Here is a 15,663-nt window from a genome sequence, read left to right as displayed (position 1 = left end):
GTCACGCTTCCTGTTCCAAGATGTTCTTGGCTCGGTAGTACTGGTCGTCCTTGAGTCGCCCGAAGAGCACGAGTGATGAGCCGAGCGTGTCGGACTGCTCGTACCGGCCGGGGAAGAACATGAGCATGGGCTTGCCCGTCACGACGCTCTGGAGGTTGTTGAGCACGTTATGTGACCGGATGTACGGAAAGACCTCGCCGATGCCGGTGAGGAAGAGGATGTCGAAGGCGCCGTCCTCGATCTTGGCGCGGATCGCGGGAGCGATGTGGATCTGCGGGTCGAGCATGCTTTGGAGCAGGTCGCGGAAGTCGTTCTTGTCATGGTCGGGCTCAGCGGCGAGCACCCGCTCCCAGGCGCCGCGTTCCTTGAGGAGCTCGACTGAGAGGTCATAGAGATTGACCTCGCGAACATTGATGCCCTTCTGGCTCAGCTTGTTCTTGATCCGCTTCTTGGCCTGCGCGACGACACGGGCGTCCTCCGGCGCATACGGATAGATAAAGAAGGGCACCTCGTTGCTGAGACCCTCCATTTGGAGGAATCGCTTCCCGCTGAGCACAGTGAACAGGTGCTCCTCTTGCTTGGTAAGGTCAACACGGTTCATCTCGCGCTATCTCCGGTCGGGAAGAAGCGGATGTCACTCGGCGTACGGGCCGACAGCGCGTCCGAGACGCGGGTTGACAGCACCGCCTGGAGGATGCAGTAATCCTCGGAGAGGAGCCCCGCCTCGACGAGCATGCGGAAGATGTTGGACCGGAGCCTGCGCAGAGTGGAGTCCTTGAGGTTAGCGAGTTCGTCGTGCCAGAGCGCCTTGCCACGCAGGAAGCTGTCGAAGTCCTCGTAGCCGAGCGTGGCTGCCAGCAAGAGAAACCGTTCGCGAACGACTTCCTCGGCAAACTCGCCGATGAGGTTGTAGTGACGGCAGGCAGCAACCCACAGCAGGTGGGAACGCTCAGTCGCTGTGGCATCTACAAGGAGCCTGATCTCGTCATTGGTGAGCGCAGCAAGGCGCTGGACAACCTCACGTGCGAGACGGCGTCCGGACGCCACCGTGCGGGCTTGCATGAGATTGTTGTCTTCGATCACGGCGCGCACCTTGTGCCAGTCACGTTCTCCTAGGTACAGCGGTGCAGCGATCATCGCCTCGCGCATGAGCAGGGCTCCAGTTGTGAAGGAGAGCTTGTAGCGCGATGCGGTCCCAGTCTCATCCGCCACGGTGAGCCTCCTTCCATCTCCAGGCACGCCGTTCGAGATTCGTCGCCCACCGTGCTTCCGCGTCGGCCGGCCACGATGGATTAACCCGGTCGTGCATCCTCGGTCGATGAGGCCGCGCCGCTACGGACCCACTGATCAACCTCGGTCGCCTGGAACTTCCAGAGTCGACCGACCTTGTGCGCCGGCATGTCCTTCTCGACGATCCACGCGTAGACGGTGTCTTTCGTGACGCCGAGATGGCCGGCGATGTCGTCGGCAGAGAGCCAAGGTTCAGACACCACGCTGCCTCTCCAATGCCGATTGAGCCGAATCTAGCCGGGTTATGACGAGGCTACAGGTTTGCCCATGACCCTGTCCGGGTTACGCAGCTTTGCCGCGACTGTCCCGGCCTCCACCGTTGTGAAGATCTTCACAAAACAGGCGAAGCTGCATCGATACCATGTGCCCGTCGTCCATTAGTTCCTCCCGACCCCGTCCTGGCGTGACACTCGCCGGAAGGCGATCACGCACGCACATTACGGCAGTTACGCTCGGGAGTCATCGACCAAGCGGCCGGCATGAAACGGGCCCGCTCCCCCAGAACCCGGGCCAAGGCCCCTCACCTCCGCCCGACTGACAGTGGTGCGCAGGTGGGACGATCATTGCGTATACGCAACGGCTTGTCAAGCGCTGGCCAACTCACACCGGACTGAGGTCGCGGTCACCCATGTCACTCGTCGAGCGACTGGCCATCGGGTGATCTGGTTCGGTGGCGTCCCGTGCCACTGAACGTTCGTGGGTATCAATCTCCAACCGGCGCTCTGACGCGACGAAGGAGCGGGGCCTCCGCACCTTCGCCGCGTGTCGATGGCGTGGTAATCAAGCCAATGGACAGTCAGTCCATACCTGCCGGCAACCGATCCCGGTGGCCAACGTACAAAGATCACAACATCACCAATGCTGTCCTCGGCCGCGTGACCGACAGCCTGCAACAGCCCGACACTCCTATCGCGGAGCTGCTCTGTCTGAGATCGGGGGCCGGGGACCGCTCGGCGGACGATTCCGATCATGGGCGATTGGTGGGAGACTGCCGGCGGTATGAGGCAGCAGCCCGACGACCTGGACCGTGTCGTGTCGTTCGTGAAACGCAGCGACCGGCCGTTCACCGCTGCCGAGCTGTACCAGCGAGGCCTCGGCAGTAAGACAACGATTCACCGGGTGCTGACGGACTTGCGTGGTCGTGGTCTGGTCGATGTCGTCAACCCGGGTCGAGGTAACCGGGCTGCGGTGTGGATGCGGATCCATCCCGCCGGGGAGACTTCCCCGGGGCCCCGCTCCAGGTCCAGATCCAGGTCGGCATCAGCTGGAGAAGCGGGGATACTGCCGGCGTATCCAGTGGACACGTCCTATCCGGTGACCTCGGGCTCACAAAGCGTTGTCGTGATGCACATTGCAGGATCCTGCGACCCGGATCCCGGGTGTGGTGGGTGGGCATGTGTGGTGTTGAACCCCGGCCGCGGCACTCGGGTAGAACGCTCGGGTGCGGAGTGGGAGACCACACGGAACCGGATGGCGCTGCGGGCACTGTTCGAGGGCGTCGCCGCGCTCAGCGGGGAACAGATGGTCGATCTTGTCTGCGACTCCGACCATGTGCTGACCGGACTCAAGAACAAGGTCTGGAAGGCTCGGGAGCCGGTAGAGGACCTCGAGCACTGGCAGCGGCTGGTCTGGAACGGCGACGGGCCGTCGCCGGTGGAGAACTTTGACCTCTGGCGGCGCCTCGAGGAGTTGCGAGCTGGCCGGGTCGGGATCATGCCGGCATTCCAGCGGATCGCCAATCGCAGCAAGCCAGACCGGGAACGGTGCCGGCAGCTCGCCGTGGCAGCGCGAGGAGCACTCGCCGGGAGCGCATAGCCGCCTGCCGATCGCGTCCACCTGCTCAAGGACGTGGGTAAGTGCCCTCGAGTGCACATCCATGGGCCGGTGGACCTGCTCGCGCACGCCTACGCCGTGGCGTGCCAGGCGTCGAGGTCGCCGTTGAGGGTGATACGACACGCGCGGTCGGGCGGGGTTTCGTGGCTGATGTGGTAAAGCTGCCCGGTCTGGAGTTGCGGCTGCTTGGTCCAAGCGGCGATGGGGTGCGAGTAGAAGTCACGCAGTCGCCAGCCAGTTCCAGGGTTGTATAGCAGGATCCGATGACCGTCCTCGCCCGAGGCTACGAGATCGTGTGCGGTCTCTGAGTCTGGCGAGGCGAGGCATGGAACTTGTAGGCCGGCGACCTTGTGGGTGTGCGGGGTTGGGCGTGCCTCGTGGGGGTCGAGGTCTGTGATGCCGAGGCCAAGGCCGATGGGGTCTTTGCGTTGGCTGTCGAGGACTGTCAAAGGTCCGTACGCTGCCTCGGTGATGATCTCGCTCGGTTGTCGGGACGCCTGGTAGGACACCTCATATAGGGCGCCGGACCAGCGACCGGGCACCTCTGCGATGCGGACGGGCTGGATCCCGATTCTGGAGTAGTAGTCCTGGAGGGCGTCGTTCGTTCGCCAGACGTCCCATCGAAGGGTCGGTACGTCGCGTTGCGCGGCGTAGTAGTTGGCCCAGTCGATGAGCATGGCGCCGAGCCCGCGTCCTCGCTGGTTGACGGCGGTAGCGAGCTTGCTCAGGTAGAGCGCCGGGGTTGCTCGTTCGTCAGTGCTCCAGAAGTCGGGGTCGCCGACGCTGGTCAGGCTGAGTGTGGCGACGGGGGTCTGGTGGTCCCAGAGGAGCCAGGTCTGGCCGCTCGCGATCGCGTTTGTCATGATCGGCCGGAAGTCGCGCGTGGACCATTGGTTGCTGCCCCGGTCGTGGAGCCAGGAGATCCGGTCGGCGAGCAGCTTCATTACGGCGTCAAGGTCCGCGGGCTTGGCGCGCCGCATCGTGTAAGTACTCACCTGGCGTCCTCGCTGTTGTGCGCCGCACGGATGAGGTCCAGGCCGCCCGCGTCGCCGACTTCCCACACCAGCCGGTTTCGTTCGGCGATGCGGACGTATCGCATCACGCGGGTTACTCGCTTTGCGGTGGCGGCGATTCGGGTCTGCATTAGGAGTGGTGCGCCGATAGTGAGGCCGAGATCATGGGCGTCCTGAGGGCCGGCGGTCTCGTAGGTGAGTTCGTCGCGGTGGGCGATCTCCTGGTGTCCTGCGTCCGCTAGTGCCCGGATGGTGCCTTGGGGGATGTCCTCGGGGGTGTCGAGGCCTACTTCCTCGGCGAGGTCGCGGGGGTAGTAGCCAACTTCGCGGGACCATGGCTCGCCGTCGAGCAGCTGGTGGAGCGTTCTTATGACGACGAGAGCGCCTGGGTCGACGCCAAGGATCTTCGTCACGGACTTGGGTGCGGGTTCCATGCGCATCGAGAAGCGCTTGGATGCCCGCTTGCCGACCTTGGCGGCGTTCTCTGTGAAGGCGTCCATGGTGGTGCGGTCACGGTCTGGTCGGAGCGCATCGGTCAGGTAGGTGTCGATCTTGCCCTGCGAGCGAACGATGGTTCCGCGCCGTCCACTGATGTACCCCGTGTAGACGAGTCCGCGTCGGGCGAGTTCCTCCAGGCCTCCGCGGACGGTGATTCGGGACACGCCGAATCGCTCTTCGAGGGCGGGGATAGTCGGAAGCGCCGATCCCGGCGGCCAGACGCCGTTCGCGATGTCAGCCGCGAGCTCCTCGGCGACTCGCTCGTATGCGTGCATTGCTCCACTCTCCACGACTTGGTTATGACGAACATACCCGACCCCCTTGACCTGTGGTACGGTCGTTCATCATGTTGGTTATAACCGAGATGTCCAAGAGATGGAGCGCATCTTGAACACGCCACTGGGTACCGCCGCTGGGAATCGTTCGCAGGCTTGGTTTCGCCCAGGTCGCTACGTGCCAGTCCGCCGCATGCCGGTATCGAACGTTCTCGGTACCGAGGTCCTCGCTGAGTCTCGCCGTGGTGTGCAGGTAGGGCGTACGACGATCCATGGCACTGCGGGGGAGCTGCGAGAGCTGGCGGCGCAGATCTTGCGTGCCGTCGGAGTTGTCGAGGCGGCTGAGCGGAACGCGCGGGAATCCGGGCTCGAGCCCGGCGACCGGCCGCGCGCCGCATGAGGACCTGAAACCCGTCCTGGAGGTGCTGGTCCGGCCCGCATGCTGTGATGCGGACCGGGCCAAGGCCTTCAGGGCCTGACCGGGCTTTCGGCCCACTGGTTGGTTGAGAACTGAAGACGGAACTGCGGGGCCGGACGGCTTGCCCTTCCGAGGTTGGTCGGGGTTGACGTTTCGCATGGTCCCCCGATGCCGGACTTCCGGCCCCGCTAATCGCTTCGGGTGGCTGCTTGTGCTGCCCACCCACTCACGAGCCTGATGGTTCGTGGTGGCTGGGGAACTCAAGACGCGAACATCCTTGCTGGAAAGGATATCGAGGCGATGAGACACAACCGCCGGCCCGTGCTACGGGCCAGCAATCTGAACCCGAACCTGATCTCGTTGCATCCGGGTGAGCGTCCGTCGGCTGCCTGCCCAGACTGCGGCAGGTGGCGGATCCTTCGCCGCGGGATGCTCTCGGCTCACCGCGGCACTGATGGTGCGTCCCGCTGTCCTGGTAGTGGACAGCGGATTGCCGTCGACGTCACACCCGCCCAGTGGCTGGTCCAGCTCCAGGTTGCCGCCCGCCACGCCCTGCAGCTGCATGCGCCGTACTCCAGGCTGCGTACCCGGCCCAAACCGCACCCACCGGTCCCGCTCCCACCGTTCCGCATGCCTGCCGCATAGTCGCACTTCCTGCCTCATCCGGCTGGTCGCGCAGCTCGAGCTCGCTGACACCTTTGCCTCGGCACTAAGCAGCAGGGCGGCCGATCAGCCCGCTGCGCGGCTGGGAGGTGTTTCTAACGGTCCAGCAAGAACCAGTAGTTGACGGTCGGGCCTTGGCTGGCGAGGCCGCCGCCGAGGGACTCGTACAGGGCGCGGGCTGGGGCGTTGTGGGCGCCGGTGGTCAGCGACATCTTGACGGCGCCCTGCCGGGAGACCTCGTCCATGAAGGCGCGGACCAGGGCGCGGCCCAGGCCCTTGCCGCGGTGTTGCTCGGCAACCACCAGGTCATCGAGGCGGCCCGTCACGACGCCGTCCGGTCGGGGCAGCAGATGGCCCCAGCACCAGCCCAGTGGCTCACCCTCTCGGGCGGCGACGAACGCCACGGTGTTGGGGGTCACGGTGAACGTGCGGGCCGCCTCGACGGCCCGCTCGGCAGGGACATTCCGGAAGCGGCGCGCCGCCGAGGCCAGGAGCGGGTCGTCAGGGGCCGGCCTGATGATCTCGGCTTCCATGTCGGTCACGTGGCTCCTTGGGCGCAGGCAAGGCCGCCGCGACACCGAATCCGCGGGGGCGACCTGTGGTCGGGGGCATGTCATCGCACATCCAACCGCCCCGACCACCAACTGGCGAACCTATACGGTCACAGCACTGGCCGCGCCTGGCCTACCCCTAGTCGGCCGAGCCTGCCCGTACGTGCGGCGTTATAGCCGGGGCGGCTGATGTCCAGGCAAGGATCTGGCGTGCGATCTGTTCCGTATCCATGTCATCGGTGCGGATCACGGTAGGGAACTGTCGACGACTTTGGGTGGCGTCCGACATCGCGTCGTCGATCCACTCCGTTGGCCATCCACGCGCCCGGAGCCGGGACAGCCGCAGTTGGTCGGCGCAGTCCAGTAGCACCCAGTGGATTGGACCATCGTCATCCCGATCGGGCGTTGCGTCATCTGGAGACGGCGTACCCGACAGCAACAGCACCGGATGCCCCGCACGTCGGATCATGCGGATGATCCGGTCCCACATCCGGTTGTAGGCCGGCCACAACGGCGGCCCAGCATCGGCGTCGGTGATCGGCAGGCCGAGAAGAGCCCCATCCTCGAACAGCTCGTCCTGATCGATCGCCACGATGCCGTGCCCGAGCCTGACCAGCTCCGGCAGCAGCGTGGTCTTCCCGACGCCCGGAGCGCCAACGACCTGGAACAACGCTGCGGACCTCGGTTCTGCTCCCATCCGCGCACCGTAGCCCTCACCAGGGTCGACAACACAACCCGATTTCCGGTGGCACAAGGGCCAGCAGGCTCGCCGCTAGCCGCACCACCGGGATCCGTGTGGCCGTGCATGAACCCGCTCACCAGCCCAATCCCGGGACGTCGACGACGACGCCTGGCATCTGCAATGCGCCACCTACCGATGAAAGGAACCTGCTGTGTCTGTTGCTGCCATCGTTCTCGTGATCGGCTGCATCGCTTACGCGGTGTGGCATCGAGGCCAGGACTGGTTCGGTATCACGCTCGGCGCGGCTCTCGGCGTAGCGATCGCCGGGACTGCTATCGGGCAGATGCTGACCGCGCTTCTGAACGCGCTCGGATCGGCCGGATCCGACGTCATGGCCTCGATCTTCTCCTGACAGGGGTTGGCGCCGCGGCAAGCCCAACCAGCCCGCGGCGCCAACCCACCAACACCCTCTGTCTCGCCGTCGCTCGCTGTCGTGCGCGCGGTCTGCCTTCTTGCCTCTTGTTTCTAAGCCTGTTGGGAGCTCGCCATGCCCACCGACCTCGATACGTTGACCGCCGTGTGGCGTGCACACGGCTACCAGCTGGTGCTGGTCGGCCTGGTCGTCACCGCCATCGTCCTGACCCTCACCCTTGTGGTCGCCCACCGACGTGGCCACACCAACCAGTGGGTGGCCCGGGTCGCCTCCGTGGCGGTACTGGCCCTCTCGGCCGAGGGCATGTGGGTGGTAGCCCGAGAACGCCTGCATCTACCGGTCGTCCTGGCCGGGGCGGTGTTCTTCGTCGCCGAGGCGCTGATGGTGTCGGCGGCGTTGCAGGCACGCCGACACTACGAACGCACCACCGAACGCGACACGGACGGCCGGCTGATCCGACCCGGGCATCCCGGACCGCACGGCCGGGCGGTGTGGGTGATCGCCGCCGTCGCCGGCGGCATCGTCGCACTGAACTCGAAGTCCGCTGTCGAGGTGCCGCTGCGGCTCGCGCTGCCGCTGGCCGCCGCCTACATGTGGCAGCTCGCGCTCACTGCCGACGGCACCACCCGGCCGGCCGGGGCGTGGCGGTGGACACCCCGCCGGCTACTGGTGCGCCTCGGTGCGATCGACCCCACCGAGGCCGATCTGACCACCGCTGATCGTGAACGCCGCACCACGACGATGACTGTGACCGCGCGCCGAGTCCACTCCGGCGCCCGGCCTGCCGGCTGGCACCTGATGCGGCTACAGCGCCTCGCCGCCAACGCCGACCCGGCGATGGTTGCCGAGGTCGCGCGGCGGGTCCGCCAAGCGCACCGGGTCCGCGAACTCACCGACCCGGCCGTCCACGAACCGTCCACGAACATCTCGGACGACAAATCCGCGAACACCGCAGCTGCCCGTGAACTGTCCGCCAGCCATGCGTCCGACGCTCACGGGGCCAACCGGCCCGCACGGACTGCTGGACGCCGTCCGACTGGCAGCGCCAAGCGGACGGAATCGCGGCGCACGACTGCCGAGGACTACCTCGCCGCGGCACGGGCCGTATGGGCTCCCGGCGTCGAGGTCGACGTCGGTTGGATCCGCGAAGTCACCGGATGTTCGCGCACGACCGCGTATGCGCTGCTGCCCCAGCTTCGCGAACACCTCGCGAACGACCCACACACTCCAGCGGCAAGTGATCAGGACGGTTCTGGGGTGAACGTGGTCGCGTTCGCGAACGGTCCGCGCACCGTCCACCGATAGCAGGCCGCGAAAGACGTCCGTGGCCGCCGGATGCGCCTACCCGAGCCCCGGCGGCCGCGGACCACCAACAAGGGAAGGAGTAACACACGTGGCGACACCACACGCGGTTCGTCGACGGCCGCCCGCGCCGGCGGTCCGGAGTCGGCCCGGTCGCACCCCGTCTCGTCCACGCCGGTCGTCTCGTCGACAGCCGGGAGTTCTGGCTGCTGTACGACGTGCCCGCACCTCCTGGGAACGGCCCGACACCATGACCGGGTGGGCAACCAAACACGCTCTGCTGGCCACGCGGTGGATCCTCGTCCGGGCTTGCCGGGCTGGCTGGCGGGCGACCCAAGCGACCGGCCGCGCTAGCGCCAGGGTCGCCGGGAAGGTCCGCGTCGGGATCGTGCGTGCCGCCGACCGGTCCGCAGACGGGGGTCGCGATGGCGCCGCTGGGGGGTGGCGGTGGATCGCCAACGCAGTCGGCGGGCGCACCACCTACACCTGCTGCGGACAGTCCTGGACCAACCAAGACGCCTACCGGACCCACTGGAACACCCACCAGAACGCGACACACCAGGCAGGCATCCCTGCTGTCCCGGAATTAGGCGGGGCGGATGTCGTCGAGACTCCCCGACTGACCGGTGTTCCCACCAGCGGTCGGAGCCGCGCCACCACCACGCCAACCACCACGCCCACGACTACCAGCACCGTTACTAGCAGCACTGGGACCCGGGCCGCCGGTCGGGCAGCCCGCTACTGGCAGAGGAGAACACACATGGCCGAAGGTGCCAAGCAGTACCTCGACTCCTTCAACGGCCTGCTCGACGGCCTCCAGGAGTTCGACAACCACGCTGATTTCGCCGCCAAGCTGGACGACCTGGCCGCGATCGAGCGGCAGCGTGCCGAGATCGTCGCCGATTTCGTCGCCGACCTGGGCTCCTGCATCAAACTCGATCACCGGGTTACCAACGCCCTGGTGACACGCGCCGAGGACGGCGACCTGCTCGGTGCGTTCGAAGACGCCGCGAAGACGTTCCGCTCCGTCTACGAGTCGATCCTCGAAGCCGAGGAGAACGGCGTCGCACCACTCAAGGCCGCGTCCTAACCCAACACCATCCGCCCATGCCCCCAGCGGGGCCGGCTCGCATCCACGGGCCGGCCCCGCTTCCCGTCTACCCAACGGAATCGACACAGCCGAATCGACCCAGTAGAAGGGAATACCAGTGATGGCGAGACGACGTCCTGCCCGCCGACCGGCGCGGCGAGGTATGCGGCGACCGGACCGCCGGTTGGCACGTCGCCAGCAACCTCTCGAACCCCTCAACCGCCCCTTCGACCGCCCGGGAGCCGGGCGCTTCGACCGGTCCGGCCCGCGGAACCTGAGCAGTCCGCTGAGCCGGGGCGGCTGCCCGGAGCCGCGTCCGTGGGCGACGTATGGGCGGGCATCTGCCCGGTTCGGCCGCTTCTACTACCGGTACCGGTGGGAACTCGCACCCGTCACCTGGGCGCTCGTGACCGCTGTCGTCGGTGTGGTCGCTGCCGAGCTACTCGCCACCTCGACGATTCTGCTGGTCGCCGGCGCGGTCTGGGCCGGCACCGCCATCGCAGTACGCCGCTGGAAGAACGCCCGCTACCGGACCCACGCCCAGGCTGCCGCGTTGGCGACCGGCGGCTGGACTACCGCCGCATCGATGTGGGGTGCCAACAATCAGTGGGTGGCCGGGGGGCTGCTGGCCGCGACCGCCGCGGTCGGCATCCCGTGGTGGCTCAACCACGCCGTCCGCGACCACGTCGTCGCGTTGCGAGAGAGGGAACGCTGGTCCGACATTGCTGGCCAGATCCAGCTGGCCGGGTCGAAGATGCTTCGCCGTAAGAAGCTCACCGACACCATGACCGGCAGCGAGATCGGCTGGGAAGCCCTCATCGAGCTGCCCCCAGGGCAGACCGCGAACGCGCTCGCAGCCCAGAAAGCCCGGATCGAATCGCTGCTGGGGCTGCGGATCGGGTCCGTGCAGGTCGACAAGGTGCTCAAGCATGCCCGCCGTGCCACCATGACCGTGGTCCGCGACGACGTGTTCTCCACCGCCGGCGAGATCCCCCACCCAGCACTTGCCGAGGGGTGGGAGGCGGGCTCCCGGTCGATCGTCGACCCCGTGCCGGTCGGGGTGTGCGAGGACGGCACCACTGCGACCATCCAGCTCGTCGACCCCAACTCCGGCGCCAACCGTGGCCTGACCATGGGCGCTGCCGGTGGCGGGAAGAGCAACTGGATCAACGTCAAACTCGCCGCCGCAGCGGCCAGCTCAGACTGCGTGATCTGGTACGGCGAGGTCGCCAAACGTGCCGCCAAAGCCCGCCCCTGGCTCGCCTGCCTGGACATGCCACCAGCCGACACCCCGGCCAAGGTGCTGGCCATGCTCAAAGCCGGTGAGGCGGTCATCGCCGAACGCGGCGTGTTCGCCGGCGAGACCTACGGCGATGACGCGATCCCACCCGGCAGCGGTGTCCCAACGGTGTTGATCATGTTGGACGAGTTCGCGTCCATGGTCGCCGACCCCACCCACGGGGAGGCGATCCTGGCCTCGGCCACCAACGTCGCCCGCACCGGCCGGTCGCTGCTGGTCTCGATCGACATCCACAGCCAGCACGGCTCCGCCGGCGCGTTCGGCTACGGCCAAGCCGCGCAGCTGATCGCCCAGCTGAACATCCGCGCCTGCTTCCGGCTGGCCAAGAACGAACACTCCCGGTTCGTGTTCCCGTCCCACTACACCCAGATCGACGCCTCCGCGCTTCCGCACGACGGGTCGTTCTACCTGTCCACCCGCGGCGACGCACTACCCACGCTGCACCGGGCGTACGCCCTGTACAAGCCGGAGGACGTCCGCAAAGTCGCGGACCGGCTCTCCACCGGCACCCGGCCGAGGCTGGACGAACGATCCGCCACCGCCGCCGCGAACGTCCTCGGCAACCAGTACACGAACACCACGAACGCAGCGTCCGGGGACCTCGAGGAATCGGCGCCGCTGGTCCGCACTGGTCCGCGGACTCTGGCGCCCCCACCGGTCCCGATGTCCGCGGACGAAGAAGAACGAGTTCGGGTCGACATCGAATCCGTCCGCGCCCGAATCAGCCAAGCCGCCGACGCCGCGTTCCGCCGCGCAGACGCCACCCGTACTGCTACCGGCGGAACCGGCTACCTGACCGGCAACACCACCACCCTGCCCACACCACGCACGACGACAGAGACGGGCCAGCTGGACGACGTCAACGTGGGCGTCCAGGACGACATCGACCGGCGCATCCTCGACATCCTCACCAAGGCCGTCGGGATCCCGGTCAGCTCGACCAGCATCCAGGCCAACTTCGGTGCCGACGTCTCCGCGTCAACCATCAAGCGCCGGCTGACGGCACTCCAGGACGCCGGCCTGGTCCGCATGATCGGCGCCGGCCGCGGTGCCGGCTGGACCCTGCCCAAGTAGCAGAACGTAGCCGCGAATCGGCTCAAAAACAGATCAGCTCATGAGCCGATTCGCCCATCGCCCGCGCGTAGAGAAGGTTTCGGTTTTCGGCTCACGTGAGCTGATCCGATTCCGCGCACACAGCCCGTGATCACGCACCACGGACGCCGGGGCGGCCGACCAAGCCTGCAAGCACGCGGCCGCCGCATGCCCCCTTTATCGAAAGGACGATCCAGTGTCCCGTACCCGAACGCTTGCCAGGCCCGGCTGGGTCCTCTCGGCCGCGTCCGCCGTCATCGCAGGCCTGCTCTTGTCGGCCATCTCACCCGTCCTGGCGATCGCGGCCGGCGTCCTCGCCTTGGTGGTCATCGGCGTCGACGTCGCACAGATCGTGGCAGGGCGGTGGCGCAGATGACCCCGTCCATCTCCGCGCGGCAGGCCGCGCGCCACCTCCGCGCCCTCATCGGCGCCGGCATGACCATGCCGCAGATCTCTGGCGTGTCCGGCGTCGCCGTGCGGGTCGTTCAAGACGTCGTGTCCGGCCGCCAGAACCGGGTGCTCCGGGCAACCGCCGAACGGCTCCTCGCCGTCACCAACCCCGCCCCAGGTCCGGTCGGATCCGTACCGTCCATCGGTGTCCTCCGACGCATCCAGGGGCTGCTGGCCATGGGATGGCGCCACCGCGACCTGGACCTCCGTACAGGCCTGGACACCAGGACCGTTCTGTACCGCGGACACGGCTGGGTACCATCCTCAGTCCACCTCGCCGTCAGCCGCGTCTACGACAAGCTCTCCATGACGCCAGGGCCGTGCGCCCGCACCCGCGACACCGCACGCGCTGCTGGCTACGCCCCGCCATTGGCGTGGGACGACGACACCATCGACGCCCCCGCCGTGCTGCCGAACCTGCACGGCGACGGCCAGGACGCCGGTGTCGACGAGGCCGCCGTACTGCGTCGCATCGCCGGCGACCGGGTGCCCGTCACACCGGCCGAAGCGGCCGAGGTGGTCGCCAGGATGCGCCGCGCCGGGCTTCCCGACGCGGCCATCACCCGGATCACCCGGCTCCGCACCGACAGATACGCACCGCTGCAGCGGGATCTGAACCGGGCCGCGTGATGCGCCGGCCGTACGGGTGGTGCGACGCGGTGATGATCCAGCTGTCGGACGGCAGACAAGCACCCGGCCGGTGGATCTGCGGACTCCCCGCCTTTCGCTACGGCTGGGCACCTGACGGACTCGCCACCCGCCGACAACTGCGGGCTGAGCACCTGTCTCCCGGCGGGCACGAGCCCTACGCGCTGCTGCTGTGGCGACGCGACCGTGCCTTCGCATGGCTCTACCGCCTCGACCTCGCCCAACCCGCCCGCACCCCCACCCCCGCGCAACAAGCCGCACTCACCCGGGCGATGGCCGCCCGCCGCTGGTGCGCCGGCTGCCAACAACACGCCGACCACTGCGTCGCCCCGGTCCACCGGACTGTGTGGCGACTGCATGGCCAAGACCGCCGACTACGCGGCATGACCCTACGCCAACCCGGCGTCGGTATCACCAACCCACATCCAAAGGGAGCAGCACATGTCTGAGACCACCCTCGACCACGGCGAGCTCCTGGAGCTGGCCGACGACGCCGAGAACGATGGCGCCACCGACCTTGCCGCCCAGCTCCGCCACCTCGCCGGCGAACGATTGGAAGACCTCGCCGACCGCGGCGGCTGCCTCGACTGCGGCCAGACCATGACCGAGCTCGCCTCCGGCGATGTTGTCTGCACACCGTGCGGCAACACCTGGGACGACTGGGACGACTACCTGCGCGACATTGAAAGGCTATCGGGCTGATGCCGCGGCTCCAACGCGACCTCCGTCCCATCGTCAAAGCCGCGCTCAGGGCCGGTTGGCGCGTCCAAACCACCCGCCGCGGCCACGTCAAACTCCGATCCCCACGCGGCGCCCTCGTCGTGATCGGCGGCACCCCGTCCGACCGCCGCGCCCACCGCAACGCCCGCGCCCACCTCCGACGCGCCGGCCTGGTCTGCTGAGCCGTGCAGCAACTGTCGGCGTACGGACTCACCTGCACCAGGTCACGGCTTATGTGCAGAGCCTCGTGCAGGCACCGGGGCGCGGCGAGGCTCCGGCGAGTCCTTCCCCCTGATGGCACCGATCGGCTGACGATGCTGCCGCAGTCGGTCCACGGCACGATTGGCAAGTGGGTCAGCAACATCCTGAACTGCCGCCACTGATCGGGTCCGTTCGTCGGTTCCGAGTGCCTACGTCGTTGGTTCTGCTGGTGGCTGGTTGGGCCGCAGGTGGCTCCGATCCCGGTGGCCGTTCAAGTCTGAGCTCTTAGACGGCGGCAGGGACGGTAGTCGCGTTGTCCGGAAGGACAGGCACCGGCCACGTCGGATCCAGACGCCAAGTCAGCCAGCGCTCGTCGAACGGACCGGTGTGTTGCTCGAACATCGCGAACGCCTGGTCCTTCGCGCGTTCGATCTCTGCGTGCTGGGTGTCGGTGACGAGGCCGAGCCGCCTTCCGTGGGCGTAGTCCTCCTCGTCCTTCCACTCGTGCGTACCGTCCGGGTTGCACACCAGGTCGATGATGTAGTCGCAGGTGTCGATACCGATCGGCGTGCGGCGATACGGCTGCTCGAAGTTGACGTACCAGATCGCCAACTCGCCGCTCGGTTGGAAGAGCAGCAGGACACTGAACCACACGTCGGGCAGCTGAAATCCAAGGAACGTGACGTCGGTGAGCACGCGCGTACCGAGCGACCACTCACCAGACGCCTTCACCTCTAGCCTGCGCTGCGAGTCATCGCCGGAAATCCAACTGGTGTTCCCCGTCAGCTCGGTGCCCGACCAGGACACCCAGGCGATCTCATCGCCCGTGTCGTGAACCACCCGGCCCGGCCATGCTGACCACACCTTGCCACGGAACATGTCGCGCCGCACAGCGACGCTACCTGGCGCGAACCGGCCCGATCCCGAAGGCGTCATGACCTCGACCTTAACCGAGGCGACGGTCCGGTACGCCCGCACCGCATGCGCCAAGCAGCGCACGTAAGCCCGGTCCTAGGTCTGCACGTGCACCTGTATCTCGACAGCAACCCTCAACCCCTCCTCCGAAAGGACACTCATGGGGACTGTGCACTGAACGGTGTTTCCGGCTCGACACGCCGGGCTGGGTCCGGCGGGATGGGCACGGACAGTGATGACATCTGGGGCCATGGGGTCTGGACAGCAGAAGACGGATGACGGTGGGCAG

Annotated in this window: 19 protein-coding genes; 11 read left to right on the top strand and 8 right to left on the bottom strand. The window is 67.2% G+C overall.

The genetic code is table 11. From position 1 onward, the window contains the following. Position 1: 1 nt before the first annotated feature. From ABN028_RS20225 to ABN028_RS20215, 3 genes are all read right to left on the bottom strand, one after another. Positions 2–601, bottom strand: a complete 600-nt coding sequence (locus tag ABN028_RS20225) for a DUF1788 domain-containing protein (RefSeq protein WP_349697716.1) — start codon at positions 599–601, stop codon at positions 2–4. After that, a complete protein-coding gene (locus ABN028_RS20220) occupies positions 598–1,212 on the bottom strand; it encodes a DUF1819 family protein (RefSeq protein WP_349697715.1) in 615 nt (204 codons plus the stop codon). The genes ABN028_RS20225 and ABN028_RS20220 overlap by 4 nt, the downstream gene beginning before the upstream one ends. 80 nt (positions 1,213–1,292) lie before the next feature. Then, a complete protein-coding gene (locus tag ABN028_RS20215; RefSeq protein WP_349697714.1) occupies positions 1,293–1,493 on the bottom strand; it encodes a helix-turn-helix domain-containing protein in 201 nt (66 codons plus the stop codon). A gap of 1,141 nt (positions 1,494–2,634) precedes the next feature. Here ABN028_RS20215 and ABN028_RS20210 point away from each other — a divergent pair. Beyond that, complete coding sequence (locus ABN028_RS20210; RefSeq protein WP_349697713.1) at positions 2,635–3,105, top strand: RNase H family protein; 471 nt, start codon at positions 2,635–2,637, stop codon at positions 3,103–3,105. Between the two features lie 89 nt (positions 3,106–3,194). Here the strand turns inward: ABN028_RS20210 and ABN028_RS20205 are convergent, their stop codons facing one another. Next, the gene (locus ABN028_RS20205; RefSeq protein ID WP_349697712.1) at positions 3,195–4,118 is read right to left on the bottom strand and encodes a GNAT family N-acetyltransferase; all 924 of its coding nucleotides are present in this window, start codon (positions 4,116–4,118) and stop codon (positions 3,195–3,197) included. Then, positions 4,115–4,909: a GntR family transcriptional regulator gene (locus ABN028_RS20200; RefSeq protein WP_349697711.1), complete on the bottom strand. Its 795-nt coding sequence runs from the start codon at positions 4,907–4,909 to the stop codon at positions 4,115–4,117. Before ABN028_RS20200 ends, ABN028_RS20205 begins: the two co-directional genes overlap by 4 nt. 193 nt (positions 4,910–5,102) lie before the next feature. Between ABN028_RS20200 and ABN028_RS20195 the strand changes: the two genes are divergently transcribed. Next, positions 5,103–5,309, top strand: coding sequence for a hypothetical protein (locus ABN028_RS20195; protein WP_349697710.1), 207 nt, complete (start codon positions 5,103–5,105; stop codon positions 5,307–5,309). A gap of 318 nt (positions 5,310–5,627) precedes the next feature. Then, positions 5,628–5,972 carry a hypothetical protein gene (locus ABN028_RS20190; RefSeq protein WP_349697709.1) on the top strand — a complete coding sequence of 115 codons (345 nt, stop codon included), beginning with the start codon at positions 5,628–5,630 and terminating at the stop codon, positions 5,970–5,972. A 113-nt stretch (positions 5,973–6,085) separates the two neighbouring features. On the opposite strand, the gene ABN028_RS20185 is transcribed toward ABN028_RS20190, so the two are convergent. Beyond that, positions 6,086–6,523: a GNAT family N-acetyltransferase gene (locus ABN028_RS20185; protein WP_349697786.1), complete on the bottom strand. Its 438-nt coding sequence runs from the start codon at positions 6,521–6,523 to the stop codon at positions 6,086–6,088. 157 nt (positions 6,524–6,680) lie between these two features. Next, positions 6,681–7,238 carry an ATP-binding protein gene (locus ABN028_RS20180; protein WP_349697708.1) on the bottom strand — a complete coding sequence of 186 codons (558 nt, stop codon included), beginning with the start codon at positions 7,236–7,238 and terminating at the stop codon, positions 6,681–6,683. 196 nt (positions 7,239–7,434) lie between these two features. Between ABN028_RS20180 and ABN028_RS20175 the strand changes: the two genes are divergently transcribed. From ABN028_RS20175 to ABN028_RS20140, 8 genes are all read left to right on the top strand, one after another. Next, positions 7,435–7,635: a hypothetical protein gene (locus tag ABN028_RS20175; RefSeq protein WP_349697707.1), complete on the top strand. Its 201-nt coding sequence runs from the start codon at positions 7,435–7,437 to the stop codon at positions 7,633–7,635. A 135-nt stretch (positions 7,636–7,770) separates the two neighbouring features. Next, entirely contained in the window at positions 7,771–8,961 is a 1,191-nt protein-coding gene (locus tag ABN028_RS20170; protein ID WP_349697706.1) for a hypothetical protein, read from the top strand. A gap of 757 nt (positions 8,962–9,718) precedes the next feature. Next, the gene (locus ABN028_RS20165; RefSeq protein ID WP_349697705.1) at positions 9,719–10,048 is read left to right on the top strand and encodes a hypothetical protein; all 330 of its coding nucleotides are present in this window, start codon (positions 9,719–9,721) and stop codon (positions 10,046–10,048) included. A 121-nt stretch (positions 10,049–10,169) separates the two neighbouring features. Continuing rightward, positions 10,170–12,422, top strand: a complete 2,253-nt coding sequence (locus ABN028_RS20160) for an Lrp/AsnC family transcriptional regulator (protein ID WP_349697704.1) — start codon at positions 10,170–10,172, stop codon at positions 12,420–12,422. Between the two features lie 214 nt (positions 12,423–12,636). Further along, positions 12,637–12,816 carry a hypothetical protein gene (locus ABN028_RS20155; protein ID WP_349697703.1) on the top strand — a complete coding sequence of 60 codons (180 nt, stop codon included), beginning with the start codon at positions 12,637–12,639 and terminating at the stop codon, positions 12,814–12,816. Next, on the top strand, positions 12,813–13,520 hold the full coding sequence (locus tag ABN028_RS20150) for a hypothetical protein (protein WP_349697702.1): 708 nt from the start codon (positions 12,813–12,815) through the stop codon (positions 13,518–13,520). The genes ABN028_RS20155 and ABN028_RS20150 overlap by 4 nt, the downstream gene beginning before the upstream one ends. A 32-nt stretch (positions 13,521–13,552) precedes the next feature. Beyond that, positions 13,553–13,987, top strand: a complete 435-nt coding sequence (locus ABN028_RS20145; protein WP_349697701.1) for an RRQRL motif-containing zinc-binding protein — start codon at positions 13,553–13,555, stop codon at positions 13,985–13,987. After that, positions 13,980–14,240 carry a hypothetical protein gene (locus tag ABN028_RS20140; protein WP_349697700.1) on the top strand — a complete coding sequence of 87 codons (261 nt, stop codon included), beginning with the start codon at positions 13,980–13,982 and terminating at the stop codon, positions 14,238–14,240. Before ABN028_RS20145 ends, ABN028_RS20140 begins: the two co-directional genes overlap by 8 nt. A gap of 504 nt (positions 14,241–14,744) precedes the next feature. Here the strand turns inward: ABN028_RS20140 and ABN028_RS20135 are convergent. After that, complete coding sequence (locus ABN028_RS20135) at positions 14,745–15,395, bottom strand: ribonuclease FAU-1 family protein (protein WP_349697699.1); 651 nt, start codon at positions 15,393–15,395, stop codon at positions 14,745–14,747. Positions 15,396–15,663: the final 268 nt, after the last annotated feature.

The organism is Actinopolymorpha sp. B17G11 (assembly GCF_040196095.1).
Lineage (GTDB): Bacteria > Actinomycetota > Actinomycetes > Propionibacteriales > Actinopolymorphaceae > Thermasporomyces.
Note: the sequence above shows the minus strand (reverse complement) of the source record. Positions and strands in the feature narration are given on the sequence as shown.

What these genes read in the sequence shown, in the direction of transcription:
- ABN028_RS20225 (WP_349697716.1), bottom strand. Translation starts at nt 601, where the DNA reads ATGAACCGTGTTGACCTTACCAAGCAAGAGGAGCACCTGTTCACTGTG.
- ABN028_RS20210 (WP_349697713.1), top strand. Translation starts at nt 2,635, where the DNA reads ATGCACATTGCAGGATCCTGCGACCCGGATCCCGGGTGTGGTGGGTGG.
- ABN028_RS20200 (WP_349697711.1), bottom strand. Translation starts at nt 4,909, where the DNA reads ATGCACGCATACGAGCGAGTCGCCGAGGAGCTCGCGGCTGACATCGCG.
- ABN028_RS20195 (WP_349697710.1), top strand. Translation starts at nt 5,103, where the DNA reads ATGCCGGTATCGAACGTTCTCGGTACCGAGGTCCTCGCTGAGTCTCGC.
- ABN028_RS20190 (WP_349697709.1), top strand. Translation starts at nt 5,628, where the DNA reads ATGAGACACAACCGCCGGCCCGTGCTACGGGCCAGCAATCTGAACCCG.
- ABN028_RS20185 (WP_349697786.1), bottom strand. Translation starts at nt 6,523, where the DNA reads ATGGAAGCCGAGATCATCAGGCCGGCCCCTGACGACCCGCTCCTGGCC.
- ABN028_RS20180 (WP_349697708.1), bottom strand. Translation starts at nt 7,238, where the DNA reads ATGGGAGCAGAACCGAGGTCCGCAGCGTTGTTCCAGGTCGTTGGCGCT.
- ABN028_RS20170 (WP_349697706.1), top strand. Translation starts at nt 7,771, where the DNA reads ATGCCCACCGACCTCGATACGTTGACCGCCGTGTGGCGTGCACACGGC.
- ABN028_RS20165 (WP_349697705.1), top strand. Translation starts at nt 9,719, where the DNA reads ATGGCCGAAGGTGCCAAGCAGTACCTCGACTCCTTCAACGGCCTGCTC.
- ABN028_RS20160 (WP_349697704.1), top strand. Translation starts at nt 10,170, where the DNA reads ATGGCGAGACGACGTCCTGCCCGCCGACCGGCGCGGCGAGGTATGCGG.
- ABN028_RS20150 (WP_349697702.1), top strand. Translation starts at nt 12,813, where the DNA reads ATGACCCCGTCCATCTCCGCGCGGCAGGCCGCGCGCCACCTCCGCGCC.
- ABN028_RS20145 (WP_349697701.1), top strand. Translation starts at nt 13,553, where the DNA reads ATGATCCAGCTGTCGGACGGCAGACAAGCACCCGGCCGGTGGATCTGC.
- ABN028_RS20140 (WP_349697700.1), top strand. Translation starts at nt 13,980, where the DNA reads ATGTCTGAGACCACCCTCGACCACGGCGAGCTCCTGGAGCTGGCCGAC.
- ABN028_RS20135 (WP_349697699.1), bottom strand. Translation starts at nt 15,395, where the DNA reads ATGACGCCTTCGGGATCGGGCCGGTTCGCGCCAGGTAGCGTCGCTGTG.